Annotated in this window: 16 protein-coding genes; 15 read left to right on the forward strand and 1 reads right to left on the reverse strand. The window is 46.4% G+C overall.

All coding sequences use genetic code 11. From position 1 onward, the window contains the following. The first annotated feature begins 126 nt into the window (after positions 1–126). Both lolD and lolE read left to right on the forward strand, forming a co-directional pair. Entirely contained in the window at positions 127–822 is a 696-nt protein-coding gene (gene lolD / locus KO537_RS06865; protein WP_198572278.1) for a lipoprotein-releasing ABC transporter ATP-binding protein LolD, read from the forward strand. Further along, positions 819–2069 carry a lipoprotein-releasing ABC transporter permease subunit LolE gene (lolE, locus tag KO537_RS06870; RefSeq protein WP_198572277.1) on the forward strand — a complete coding sequence of 417 codons (1251 nt, stop codon included), beginning with the start codon at positions 819–821 and terminating at the stop codon, positions 2067–2069. The genes lolD and lolE overlap by 4 nt, the downstream gene beginning before the upstream one ends. A gap of 276 nt (positions 2070–2345) precedes the next feature. On the opposite strand, the gene suhB is transcribed toward lolE, so the two are convergent. Next, positions 2346–3149, reverse strand: coding sequence for an inositol-1-monophosphatase (gene suhB, locus KO537_RS06875; RefSeq protein ID WP_028759815.1), 804 nt, complete (start codon positions 3147–3149; stop codon positions 2346–2348). Positions 3150–3302: 153 nt separating this feature from the next. On the opposite strand from suhB, the gene trmJ reads away from it, so the two are divergent. The 13 genes from trmJ (at position 3303) to ndk (ending at position 12979) form a co-directional block, all read left to right on the forward strand. Further along, positions 3303–4031: a tRNA (cytosine(32)/uridine(32)-2'-O)-methyltransferase TrmJ gene (trmJ, locus tag KO537_RS06880; RefSeq protein ID WP_028759816.1), complete on the forward strand. Its 729-nt coding sequence runs from the start codon at positions 3303–3305 to the stop codon at positions 4029–4031. 40 nt (positions 4032–4071) lie between these two features. After that, entirely contained in the window at positions 4072–4893 is an 822-nt protein-coding gene (gene cysE, locus KO537_RS06885; protein WP_028759817.1) for a serine O-acetyltransferase, read from the forward strand. 364 nt (positions 4894–5257) lie between these two features. Beyond that, the gene (iscR, locus tag KO537_RS06890; protein WP_006081858.1) at positions 5258–5719 is read left to right on the forward strand and encodes a Fe-S cluster assembly transcriptional regulator IscR; all 462 of its coding nucleotides are present in this window, start codon (positions 5258–5260) and stop codon (positions 5717–5719) included. Positions 5720–5799: 80 nt separating this feature from the next. Further along, positions 5800–7014 (forward strand): IscS subfamily cysteine desulfurase, encoded by a 1215-nt coding sequence (locus KO537_RS06895; RefSeq protein ID WP_028759818.1) that lies wholly within the window; start codon positions 5800–5802, stop codon positions 7012–7014. Between the two features lie 37 nt (positions 7015–7051). Beyond that, positions 7052–7435, forward strand: coding sequence for a Fe-S cluster assembly scaffold IscU (iscU, locus tag KO537_RS06900; RefSeq protein ID WP_006081856.1), 384 nt, complete (start codon positions 7052–7054; stop codon positions 7433–7435). Positions 7436–7449: 14 nt separating this feature from the next. Continuing rightward, complete coding sequence (gene iscA / locus KO537_RS06905) at positions 7450–7773, forward strand: iron-sulfur cluster assembly protein IscA (protein ID WP_006081855.1); 324 nt, start codon at positions 7450–7452, stop codon at positions 7771–7773. Positions 7774–7789: 16 nt separating this feature from the next. Continuing rightward, positions 7790–8314 carry a co-chaperone HscB gene (gene hscB, locus KO537_RS06910; RefSeq protein ID WP_219234115.1) on the forward strand — a complete coding sequence of 175 codons (525 nt, stop codon included), beginning with the start codon at positions 7790–7792 and terminating at the stop codon, positions 8312–8314. A 67-nt stretch (positions 8315–8381) separates the two neighbouring features. Further along, entirely contained in the window at positions 8382–10244 is a 1863-nt protein-coding gene (gene hscA, locus KO537_RS06915; protein WP_028759820.1) for a Fe-S protein assembly chaperone HscA, read from the forward strand. Positions 10245–10252: 8 nt separating this feature from the next. Beyond that, on the forward strand, positions 10253–10591 hold the full coding sequence (gene fdx, locus KO537_RS06920) for an ISC system 2Fe-2S type ferredoxin (RefSeq protein WP_006081852.1): 339 nt from the start codon (positions 10253–10255) through the stop codon (positions 10589–10591). A gap of 157 nt (positions 10592–10748) precedes the next feature. Next, the gene (gene rimK / locus KO537_RS06925; RefSeq protein ID WP_006081851.1) at positions 10749–11654 is read left to right on the forward strand and encodes a 30S ribosomal protein S6--L-glutamate ligase; all 906 of its coding nucleotides are present in this window, start codon (positions 10749–10751) and stop codon (positions 11652–11654) included. A gap of 113 nt (positions 11655–11767) precedes the next feature. Next, positions 11768–11965, forward strand: a complete 198-nt coding sequence (gene iscX / locus KO537_RS06930; RefSeq protein WP_028759821.1) for a Fe-S cluster assembly protein IscX — start codon at positions 11768–11770, stop codon at positions 11963–11965. Positions 11966–12182: 217 nt separating this feature from the next. Beyond that, entirely contained in the window at positions 12183–12350 is a 168-nt protein-coding gene (locus KO537_RS06935) for a hypothetical protein (RefSeq protein ID WP_006081849.1), read from the forward strand. A 197-nt stretch (positions 12351–12547) separates the two neighbouring features. Beyond that, on the forward strand, positions 12548–12979 hold the full coding sequence (gene ndk / locus KO537_RS06940) for a nucleoside-diphosphate kinase (protein ID WP_006081848.1): 432 nt from the start codon (positions 12548–12550) through the stop codon (positions 12977–12979). Positions 12980–13166: the final 187 nt, after the last annotated feature.

Raw genomic sequence — 13166 nt, forward strand, 5'->3', positions numbered from 1 at the left:
CTTTTACGAATAGTCGTCACCCATGGGTATTCATCCGTGAGTGATGGTTTGCTAAGATGAAAATAATTTAATGCATTGATTTAATGAAATAAATTGATGCCAAAGCATGTTTAAGAGAGAACTTCAATGCAAGACGTGTTACTGCAAGTGCAGAGTGTCAGTAAGAGTTACCATGATGGCGCCGTGACCACGCAAGTGTTGTCTAATGTCGATTTGCAGGTGTTTAAGGGCGAACAGTTGGCGATTGTCGGCAGCTCAGGCTCAGGTAAGAGTACGCTGCTGCATATTATGGGGACTTTGGATGAGCCAACCGCGGGCAAAGTCTTGTTGCTAGGCGAAGATTTATACCAAGTGTCTAGTGCGCGTCAAGCGCAGATCCGCAATCAAGATCTCGGCTTTATCTATCAATTCCATCATTTATTGCCTGAATTCACTGCGCTAGAAAACGTCGCTATGCCGGCATTTATTCAAGGTAAAGATCGTAAACAAGCGCTCGGCGATGCCAAAGTCTTATTGGAGCGGGTAGGGCTAGGCCATCGCATGACCCACATTCCCGCCGAACTATCGGGCGGCGAACGTCAGCGTGTCGCTATCGCAAGGGCGTTGATTAATAAACCTAAGTTAGTGCTGGCCGATGAACCTACGGGTAATTTAGATGCTAACAGTGGCGATGCGGTTTATGAGTTGATCCGCGAGCTGGCCGATCAGTTAGGTACGGCGTTTGTGGTGGTGACCCATGATCATAAATTGGCTGCCCGTATGGACCGCCAACTGATGATGAAAAACGGTTACTTGCAATTAGCGGCGGAAACCCAAGTATGAAAGGACCGTTAGCCCTATCCATTGGTTGGCGTTTTTATCGCGCCCGCCAATCCAACAGTTTTATTAGTTTTATTTCCTTTGCATCGACTGCCGGTATCGCTTTAGGTGTGGCGGTATTGATCATAGTTCTGTCTGCAATGAATGGTTTTGAGCGAGAGCTAGAGCAAAGATTACTGGGTGTAGTGCCACAGGCGGACATTGTCGGGGTGGACGAACCTATCGTCAATTGGCAGAGTGTTGCGCAAGGTGCGCTACAAATTGAAGGTATTCGTGGTGTAGCCCCCTTTATCCGCATGCAAGGTTTAGTGCAGAAGCCAGGTGGTTTTCAAGGCTTAGCCGTGGTGGGTATTGATCCGAAAGAAGAAACGAAGGTTTCAACTTTGTCACAGTTTATGAGTGATGCAAGCTGGCAGAGTCTGAGCCAAGATGAGAATCATATCGTCCTTGGCGAGAGTTTATTGACTAAGTTGGGGCTTGAGGTGGGTGATACGCTGGCCTTATATGTACAGGATATCGATCCAGACGCGGCAGGCAGTTTACGTGCGGCGAAGAGCCATCGTTTTGTGGTGTCAGGCACCTATCATCTGGGCGGTGAGCTTGAACTGACAACCGCTTATATTCCATTGCAATACGCGGCGCAGATCTTGAACATGAATAACGGTGTAACGGGTGTGCGTATTAGCGTCGATAAAGTGTTTGATGCACCAGTAAAAGTGCGCGAACTCGGTTATGCGCAAAAGCAGTCTGTGTATATCAGTGACTGGACCCGTACCCAAGGGCATTTATATCAAGATATTCAGTTAGTTCGCACTGTGATGTATTTAGTTTTAGTGTTGGTGATTGGTGTGGCCTGCTTTAACATTGTCTCCACCTTAGTCATGGCGGTGCGGGATAAAGCGTCCGAAATTGCGATTTTGATGACCATGGGCTTGAGTCGTTTGGCTGTGATGGGGATTTTCATGGTGCAGGGCGCGTTAAACGGTCTGCTTGGCTGTGGTCTTGGCGGCATTATCGGCGTGAGTGTGGCGCTGAATTTAAGTGCGATTGCGAGCTCAGTTGAGCAGTTACTCGGTATTCAACTGCTCTCGGCCGATGTTTACTTTGTCGATTTTTTACCGTCTGAGTTACATGTTTCGGATGCAGTACTGGTGATTGTGATGGCGTTTGTGATGAGTTTAATCGCGACTTTGTATCCCGCTTGGAAGGCGAGCCAAATTGCACCAGCACAAGCGTTAGCGGGTAGATAACTGGATAAATAGCTGTTCGTCCTGTTAGCCGATTTGGGCTGAAATCAGTGCAGATGTTTTCAGGACACTCCTTTCTTCCCAATGACTATTGCTTAATTACTATACTATTTCTAAATACGATATTGTGGTGACTGAGGACTTGATGACTCGAATACTTAAGGCTTTAGAATGAAAACCACATAAACAAAAAAGCCAGTGGGTGCTCTTAAAGAGATTACCACTGGCCTTTTTTGTATCTGTTTTATGCGTTTATTTAAAGCTAAGTGTTAATCTTGATTAACGCTTTAAGCCTTCGTTCAATAATGGACGCATGATCTTCACTAATTCTGTGGTCACCTTAGGCGAGCCAGCAACTATGTTGCCCGAAACCAAATAGTTATGGTTGCCAGTAAAATCAGTCACTGTACCGCCCGCTTCGCGGCAAATCAGATCGCCAGCAGCGATATCCCATGGCTTTAAGCCGATTTCGAAGAAACCGTCCAAACGACCCGCGGCAACATAGGCTAAATCTAATGCGGCAGAACCTGCGCGACGTAAGTCAGCACATTGGCCGAAGACTTCGCCGAAAATAGCCATGTAAGTTTCAGTGTGTTGACGCGCCTTGAATGGGAAGCCAGTACCAATCATAGTAGGCGCTAATTCATTCACGTTGGTAACACGCAGACGGAAATCATTGAGTTTGGCGCCTTTACCACGGACGGCGGTAAAGAGTTCTTCACGGACAGGATCGTAAACAACGGCAACTTCAGTCTTGCCTTTGTATTGCAGAGCGATAGAAACCGCGAAGTGGGGAATGCCTCTAACAAAGTTGTTAGTGCCATCCAGAGGGTCGACTATCCAAACATAGTCTTTATTCTCACCGCGGTTTTCGCCTTTCTCTTCACCCACGATAGTATGATCAGGGTAAGATTTACGAATTTGGTAAGTAATTGTCGCTTCTGCTTCCTTGTCTACACTGGTAACAAAATCGTTGATACCTTTTGAACTGACTTCGATACGGTCAAGTTCAGTATAGGCGCGCATAATAGTTTGGCCGGCCGCGCGGGCAGCGCGTACAGCAATCGTCAGCATCGGATGCATTGCAATCCCCTGGATGTTAAAGAACGTTAAAATAGCGGGCGGTATTATACTCGATTTGATAGTTATATCAAATACCGATTTTCATATAAGCATTCGGCAATGGCTGTGATAATATTCGTCCCCAACGTTTTATGAATTAAATTAAGTTGTTTCATGCTAAGTAATATTCGAGTGGTTTTAGTGGGGACTTCGCACCCCGGCAATATTGGTTCTACTGCCAGAGCGATGAAGACTATGGGTCTGTCTACTCTGTATCTTGCAGAACCCCGGGTTGAGCCCGATGGTCATTCCATAGCATTAGCCGCGGGTGCATCGGATATTCTGAAACATCTTGTGAAAGTGGATTCACTTGCTGAAGCGATTGCCGATTGCAGTCTAGTGATTGCAACCAGCGCGCGCAGTCGCACTTTAGATTGGCCCATGTTAGAGCCAAGACAAGCTGGGGTGAAATTAGCGACCGAGGCACTTAAAGGCCCTGTTGCGATTGTGTTTGGCCGTGAAAACCATGGTTTAAGCAATGAAGAGCTGCAACAGTGCACTTATCATGTGGCTATCCCTGCAAATCCAGAGTACAGCTCGCTTAATCTGGCGCAAGCCGTACAAATCATTTGTTATGAAACCCGCGTTGCCCATCTCGCGCAAAAAGACGTTGCCGAAGAAGAGCTGACTGAGTATCCCTTGGCTGCCGATCAGGAACGTTTTTTCGCACACCTTGAAACGACACTGTTATCAACTGGATTTATCATAAAGAACCATCCTGGACAAGTGATGATGAAACTTCGCCGCTTGTTTAGTCGTGCACGGATTGAGAGTCAGGAAATGAATATCCTCAGGGGTATTTTGACGTCAATTGAGAAAGTGGCGGGTTCTAAAGAAAAATAGCCAAACCTTAATAATTAACACTAATCGCGAAGGATAAACAATGGGCGTGATAGCTAGGCTAAAAGAAGATATTGAATCTATATATCACCGTGATCCTGCGGCGCGTAGCGCGTTTGAGATCTTGGTTAACTATCCAGGCATGCATGCCATTTGGTTGCATCGGATAAGCCATAAGCTATGGAAGCGCGATTGGCGCTTAACGGCACGTTGTTTATCGACGTTTTCCCGTTGGTTGACAGGAGTTGAAATCCATCCTGGGGCAACCATAGGTCATCGATTTTTTATCGACCACGGTATGGGCGTTGTGATAGGTGAAACGGCTGAGATTGGTGATGATTGCACCCTTTATCACGGTGTCACGCTTGGTGGAACCACCTGGCAGGCGGGGAAACGTCACCCTACGTTAGCCAATAACGTGGTGGTGGGCGCAGGGGCAAAAATCCTCGGTCCTATTACCATGCACGATGGTGCGCGTGTGGGTTCGAATTCTGTTGTGGTGAAAGATGTGCCCAAAGATACCACGGTTGTGGGGATTCCTGGGCGCGTGGTGGCTACACCGTCACCGCAATCGAAAGAGAAAACTGAACGCCGCAGCGCGATGGCAAAAAAATATGGCTTCGATGCGTACGCGGTATCACCGGATAATCCCGATCCGGTGGCCAATGCAATAGGGCAGATGCTCGATCACATGCATTTGATGGACTCGAAAGTTCAAGAGTTGTGTCAAGCCATTCAAGGGCTGGGTGGCAATGTCTGCACTGAAAAACTGCCAGAGCTTGATATGGGCGAGTTTAATGATGCAGAAAAAGCGGCAGCGGAAAAACGCCATAGTGCATTAGATGAGTTTGATCCGAGTATCTAAGTTTCAAGAAATGGTTCAACTTAGCGGTCTAACTTGCTTAAGGGCTGACCCTTACAAGGGTCTCGTTTAGCGTTTTACTTTAGCTTATCCTGTTGTAAAGGCGCATATTGCGATCAAACCAGAGTTTGATCGCGCCATAGTACCGAGATCACTTTTATCCTGCGTTTATATCGTGCTAGATGTCGATTAATTGGCGCTCTAGCATTGAATCTTAAGCCGGAAACAGGTTAAATACCCCACCCAGATGAAAGGGTATTGGTTATGCGCACACTCAATACTTGAGTGTTTTAGTAGGTTTTAATACTTGACTGAATTACTCGGGTATGTTGAAATAAAGCATACCTCTTCGGGAGCTATGGTAGTTATGAAACTTACATCAAAAGGTCGTTATGCAGTAACCGCTATGCTAGATGTGGCAATCCACTCAGCATCGGGACCAGTTCCCTTAGCGGATATCTCTGAAAGACAAGGGATTTCGCTTTCCTATCTGGAACAACTCTTCGCTAAGCTAAGAAAACACGGTTTAGTGGCCAGTGTACGTGGACCGGGCGGTGGTTATCGCTTAGGCCTAGAAGCCAATGATATTTCAGTCGGCATGGTTGTCCATGCTGTAGACGAGTCTGTCGATGCGACTCGTTGCCAAGGACTTGGCAATTGTCAGAGTGGAACTCGCTGCTTAACCCATTCACTTTGGGGCGATTTAAGCAAACAAATTTCCGATTTTTTAGATGGTATCAGTCTTGCCGGCTTGATGCAGAAGCGAGATGTGCAATTTATCTCACTTAAGCAAGACACTATGCAAAAGGAACAAAGAGTCAGTTTATAGCGGCACTTTGTTATATATAAAAATAATTTTTGTACGTTGTATGTAGCCTCTACCAGAGACTGCTCAGTACGGAGTGTGTTATGAAGCTTCCTATCTATTTAGATTATGCCGCCACCACGCCTGTTGATCCTAGAGTCGCGGAAAAGATGTTCCAATGCATGACAATGGACGGCATCTTTGGTAATCCGGCCTCACGTTCACACCGCTACGGCTGGCAAGCCGAAGAAGCGGTGGATATTGCTCGCAACCAAGTTGCCGAGTTAATTAACGCCGATCACCGCGAAATTGTGTTTACCTCTGGCGCGACGGAATCGAACAACTTAGCGATAAAAGGTGTTGCTCATTTCTATCACAAGAAAGGCAAGCACATCATCACCAGTAAGACTGAACATAAAGCGGTTCTCGATACTTGTCGCCAATTAGAGCGTGAAGGTTTCGAAGTGACTTATTTAGAGCCTGCGGCTAACGGCATCATTCCTATGGAACGTTTAGAAGCAGCGATGCGTGACGACACTATCCTTGTCAGCATCATGCACGTGAACAACGAAATCGGTGTTATCCACGATATCGATGCAATCGGTGAGCTATGCCGTTCAAAGGGCATTATTTTCCACATGGATGCGGCGCAAAGTGCAGGCAAAGTGCCTATCGATGTGCAAGCCACTAAAGTGGATTTGATCTCGATTTCTGGTCACAAAATGTATGGTCCTAAAGGTATCGGCGCCTTATATGTTCGCCGTAAGCCTCGCATTCGCTTAGAAGCGCAAATGCACGGTGGCGGTCATGAGCGTGGTATGCGCAGCGGTACGTTACCAACGCATCAAATCGTAGGTTTAGGTGAAGCTGCTGCAATCGCAAAAGCGGAAATGGCCTCTGATGACGCGCGTATCGGTGCATTACGTGACAAATTATGGAATGGCATCAAGCACATTGAAGAAACCTATATCAATGGTGATGCGATTGACCGTGTTAGCGGTAGCCTCAACGTCAGCTTCAACTATGTTGAAGGCGAGTCGTTAATGATGGCACTGAAAGATTTAGCGGTTTCATCGGGTTCGGCTTGTACCTCAGCCAGCCTAGAGCCTAGTTACGTATTACGTGCACTTGGCTTAAATGATGAAATGGCACATAGCTCGATTCGTTTCTCAATCGGCCGTTTCACAACCGAAGAAGAAATCGATCACGCTATCGAAGTAATTACTCAATCTATTGATAAATTAAGAGAAATGTCTCCTTTGTGGGAAATGTTTAAAGATGGGATCGACCTGAACCAAGTTCAGTGGGCACATCATTAATTCTGACCTTTACAATAGATAATTTTGGAGCAGTACCATGGCTTACAGTGAAAAAGTGATAGATCATTATGAGAATCCACGTAACGTTGGTTCTTTTGATAAAAACGATCCTTCGGTCGTGACCGGTATGGTAGGCGCGCCTGCTTGCGGTGACGTGATGAAACTTCAGTTGAAAATTGGTGCTGATGGCATCATTCAAGACGCTAAGTTCAAAACCTACGGTTGTGGTAGCGCGATTGCGTCTAGCTCACTGGTAACTGAGTGGGTTAAAGGCAAGACTATCGAACAAGCTGCGGCGATCAAAAACACGGATATCGCTGAAGAATTGGCATTGCCACCAGTGAAGATCCACTGTTCAATTTTGGCTGAAGATGCCATTAAAGCTGCTATCGACGAGTACAAATCGAAACAAGCTAAGTAACATCTGGAGTTAAGATGGCGATTACAATGACCCCAGCGGCAGCCGATCGTGTCAGATCTTTCTTAGTCAACCGAGGCAAAGGTGTAGGCCTGCGTCTCGGCTTAAGAACATCAGGCTGTTCTGGTATGGCTTATGTACTTGAGTTCGTTGATTCTTTAAATGATGACGATGAAGTGTTTGATATCGAAGATGTGAAAATCATCATAGATGCCAAGAGCCTTATCTATCTTCAAGGGATCGAGCTGGATTTTGTTAAAGAAGGGCTGAATGAAGGCTTCCAATTTAATAATCCTAACGCAAAAGGTGAGTGTGGTTGTGGTGAGAGTTTCACTGTTTAACCGCTAAAGTTGACGCATGAATTATTTCGAGCTGTTTAAATTTTCCCCTGCCTTCGATATTGATACCGCCTTACTTGCAGAACGCTATCGCGAACTGCAATGGGCGGTTCATCCCGATAAATTTGCCAATGATACTGATCAGCAAAAATTGCTGTCGGTGCAGCGCACGGCGCAAGTCAATGATGGTTTTCAAACCTTAAAAGATCCCATTCGCCGCGCCGAGCATATCTTGTCGCTGCGTGGTATTGAATTAAGCCATGAAACCACGACAGTGAAAGATACTGGCTTCTTGATGCAGCAAATGGAATGGCGCGAGGCGTTGGAAGATATACGCGATAGTGCCGATCCTCAAGCGAGTATTGACGAGCTATATCAATCTTTTGCGCAGTACCGCGCGCAACTCACTCAGCAATTGACTCAACTGTTAACCAGTGAGCAGGCTGAAGATGCATTGTTAGCGGCAGATCAAGTTCGCAAACTCAAATTTATGGCAAAATTACACGACGAGTTGACCAGAGTCGAAGACGCTCTGTTAGATTGATTTTCCGTGTTTATGTTACTTTGCTGGCTCAAGTACGCTTGAGTTAGCATTATTAAGTTGGATATATATGGCCCTTTTGCAGATAGCTGAGCCCGGTCAAAGTGCCGCGCCGCACCAACATAGACTTGCCGTTGGCATCGATTTAGGTACGACCAATTCTTTGGTGGCGGCCGTTCGAAGTGGAGAGACGGCAACCCTGCCGGACGAACTTGGACAGCATTCATTACCTTCTATCGTGCGTTATACCCAAGATTCAGTCGAAGTCGGCGCACTTGCGGCGTTGAGTTCGGCGCAGGATCCGCAAAACACGATCGTTTCGGTAAAGCGTTTTATGGGCCGCAGCCTAGCGGATATTAAAGCTGGCGAGCAATTATTGCCCTACGAGTTTGCCGAAAGCGAAAACGGTTTACCTTTATTTGTGACTCCCCAAGGCCAAGTGAATCCCGTGCAAGTGTCTGCGGAGATTTTACGCCCGCTGATCGCCCGCGCTGAAAAAACCTTAGGCGGCGAACTGCAAGGTGTGGTGATCACTGTGCCTGCGTATTTCGACGATGCTCAGCGCCAAGGCACAAAAGATGCCGCAGCTTTGCTGGGTGTTAAAGTGCTACGTTTGTTGAATGAACCGACGGCTGCTGCGATTGCCTATGGCTTAGATTCTAAGCAAGAGGGCGTGATTGCCATCTATGATTTAGGTGGCGGCACTTTTGATATTTCTATTTTGCGCTTGAATCGTGGTGTATTTGAAGTGTTAGCCACTGGTGGTGATTCAGCGCTTGGCGGCGATGATTTCGATCATTTACTGCAAGCACATATGCAGCAAGTGTGGCAGCTTAGCGACATCGACTCACAATTAAGTCGTCAGTTGCTGATTGAATCGCGTCGAGTTAAAGAAGCCTTAACTGATGCAGCAGAAACTGAAGCGAAAGTGATCCTTGCCGATGGTACTGAACTGACGCAAATCGTTACTAAAGCTGAATTTGATGCCATGATTGCGGCATTGGTGAAAAAGACGATTGCCAGCTGTCGCCGTACCCTGCGTGATGCGGGCGTGACGACGGATGAAGTGCTTGAAACTGTGATGGTTGGCGGTTCAACGCGCGTGCCATTAGTGCGTGAACAGGTCGAAGCTTTCTTCGGTAAACCACCGCTGACATCTATCGATCCCGATCGTGTTGTCGCCATTGGTGCGGCCATTCAAGCCGACATTTTAGTGGGTAACAAACCCGAATCGGATTTGTTATTGCTCGATGTGATCCCTTTGTCATTAGGCATAGAGACCATGGGCGGCTTAGTGGAAAAAGTGGTATCGCGTAATACCACGATTCCGGTTGCACGGGCGCAGGAATTTACCACCTTTAAAGATGGTCAAACGGCCATGGCATTCCATGTGGTGCAGGGCGAGCGTGAGCTCGTTGCCGATTGCCGCTCACTGGCGCGTTTTACCTTAAAAGGTATTCCGCCGTTAGCCGCTGGCGCTGCGCATATTCGTGTGACTTTCCAAGTGGATGCCGATGGTTTACTTAGCGTGACCGCGATGGAGAAGTCCACCGGCGTGCAGTCTAGTATTCAAGTTAAGCCGTCTTTTGGTTTATCGGATACTGAAATTGCCACTATGCTGAAAGATTCGATGAAGTATGCTAAAGACGATATCGGTCGTCGTATGCTGGCCGAGCAGCAAGTGGAGGCGGCGAGGGTACTCGAGTCTTTACATGCCGCGTTAGCGAAGGATGGCGATTTGCTGAATGCCGATGAGCGTGCTCAGATCGATGCTACTATGGCCAATGTGGCGCAAGTTGCCGCGGGCGATGATGCCGATGCGATTAAGCTCGCGATTGAAAAACTGGATGAGCAAACCCAAGATTTTGCTGCCAGACGTATGGACAATTCTATTCGAGTGGCATTCAAAGGCCAGTCGATCGACAACATATAGGTGATGTAATGCCCCAATTAGTCTTTCTTCCCCATGCCGAGTTGTGCCCTGATGGCGCTGTGCTTGAGGCGAATGTTGGTGAGACCATTCTCGATGTTGCGCTGCGTAATGGCATCAATATCGAGCATGCCTGTGAAAAGTCCTGTGCTTGCACGACGTGTCACTGTATCGTGCGTGAAGGCTTTAATGATCTTGAGCCAAGTGATGAGCTAGAAGATGACATGTTAGACAAAGCATGGGGACTCGAGCCCGAAAGCCGTCTATCTTGTCAGGCTAAAGTGGTCGACACTGACATGGTGATTGAGATCCCTAAATACACGGTTAACATGGTTAGCGAAGGCAATTAATATTGCTTCGATAATGATTAAAACCAGTCCACGTGACTGGTTTTTTGCTTTTGGCGTTGAGCATTTGTGCAACTAATCTTGTCTATGCCTCTAGTTGTTTGATTTATCCTTGCGCAAGCGTATTATGCGCTCAAAATTAATGGTTGCCGGAGACCAAATGAGAATAGCGATTTTATCGCAAGGGCCAGAGTTATATTCAACGAAGCGACTCGTTGAAGCGGCTCAATTACGTGGTCATGAAGTACACGTAATCAATCCCCTTGAATGTTATATGAATATCAACATGCGGCAATCGAGTATCCACATTGGCGGGCGAGAGTTACCTGCATTTGATGCCGTGATCCCCCGTATTGGGGCGTCGATTACCTTTTATGGTTCGGCGGTGTTGCGCCAATTTGAGATGATGGGCGTCTATGCCTTAAATGATTCAGTTGGAATTTCCCGCTCACGGGACAAATTGCGTTCTATGCAGTTGATGTCACGCCGCGGTATTGGTTTGCCTATTACCGGTTTTGCCAATAAACCGAGTGATATTCCTGACTTAATTGATATGGTGGGTGGCGCGCCTCTGGTGATTAAATTACTCGAAGGCACCCAAGGCATTGGCGTGGTATTAGCCGAGACCCGCAAAGCGGCTGAGAGCGTGATTGAAGCCTTTATGGGCCTTAAAGCCAACATCATGGTGCAGGAATATATCAAAGAAGCCAACGGCGCAGACATTCGCTGTTTCGTGCTCGGTGATAAAGTGATTGCCGCCATGAAACGTCAAGCTATGCCCGGTGAGTTTCGCTCTAATTTGCACCGTGGTGGCACGGCGAGTTTAGTCAAACTGACTCCTGAAGAGCGCTCTGTAGCTATTCGTGCGGCGAAGACGATGGGATTAAATGTGGCAGGGGTTGATTTGTTACGCTCAAACCATGGCCCTGTGATCATGGAAGTGAACTCTTCACCAGGGCTTGAGGGGATTGAAGGCGCCACCACGAAAGATGTGGCGGGTGCTATTATTGATTTTGTTGAAAAAAATGCGATTAAAGTAAAAAAGGTGACGCAAGCACAGGGGTAATGCCTCGGTTGTCGAGTATTGACTACGGAATATCAACACTTGATTCACCTCCTTATGGGTAACGGCGTTAAGCACTAGCTTATCCATTCAAGCGAACCGAATAGGGGAAAACGATGACATTAACTTGGATAGATTCGTTAGATATTGCGTTGGAATTACTCGAAGCACACCCAGAGGTGAATCCCACTCAGCTGCATTTCACCCAACTGTATGAGTGGGTGTTAGCTTTGAATGATTTTGCTGATGATCCTAAGCATTGCAATGAAAAAATACTGGAAGCAATTCAGCAGTGTTGGATTGATGAAAAGTAGTGAGCACAGTTGTGGTACGGCTTTTTATGTGAGGCATCTTGTCCTTCAGAAGATTAACTAAGGTGATTTACCTCACGTATTTGCAGTGGCGCAGAGAATATTTGGCGAGAGTTTGATCACAGTCAAGTTCATTTTCAGTGGATATCGTAATTTGTTGTATATTGGTTAAGGCATTTATATGGCTTAACTTTATTCTCGCAACTGCAAGGATGTTCACATGAAACTTTTGCTTGTATTGTTATGTATGCTTGTCCCTTCAATGGCTTGGGCTCATCCAGGTCATGGCGGTGTCGGTTTATTCCATCACTTGTTAGATCTTGCACCCGCAGTCATTTTAGTCGCTTTGATTGCATGGGCTGGTATTTGGGCAAAAAATAGAAAATAATCCCATTTTTTAATGAGTTAATGAACCCTGCTAAGGATTTATCCTACTAGCGGGGTATTTTGTGTGATCAAACTGATTACGAATAAAGCGAATGTGCGCAATATCTCAGACTAATTTGCTATAAAGATAGGATTTAGCTTTTAAATTTCGTATAATCCGCGCGAATTTTTTAAACTTGCTGACAAAGGAAGCTAGTTATGGCGATCGAACGCACATTTTCTATTATCAAACCTGATGCTGTTGCAAAAAACCACATCGGTGCTATCTACAATCGTTTTGAAACTGCTGGTCTTAAGATCGTTGCATCAAAAATGTTACACCTGACTAAAGAACAAGCTGAAGGTTTCTATGCTGAGCATAGCGAACGCGGCTTCTTCGGTGCTCTGGTTGCATTCATGACTTCTGGTCCTATCATGGTCCAAGTATTAGAAGGCGAAAACGCTGTTTTAGCTCACCGTGAAATTTTAGGTGCAACTAACCCAGCTCAAGCGGCTCCTGGTACTATCCGTGCTGATTTCGCTGAAAGCATTGACGAAAACGCGGCTCACGGCTCTGATGCTGTTGAATCCGCTGCTCGTGAAATTGCTTACTTCTTCAGCGCTGAAGAACTGTGTCCACGCACTCGTTAATTCGATGCTAAGACTGAAAAAGGAGCCCTAGGCTCCTTTTTTATTGGCTACAATTTAGCGAATACTGCTTGCCGTGCGCAATGAATCTAATGCCGCGATATCAATCACGTCTCGATTCACCGTTTTAAAGTTGAATTAGCATTTGTTTTTATTGTTCTTTTAAAATTCTGCACATTTTTTTAATTTT

It is taken from the genome of Shewanella sp. NKUCC01_JLK (assembly GCF_019345615.1).
Taxonomy (GTDB): Bacteria; Pseudomonadota; Gammaproteobacteria; order Enterobacterales; family Shewanellaceae; genus Shewanella; species Shewanella oncorhynchi.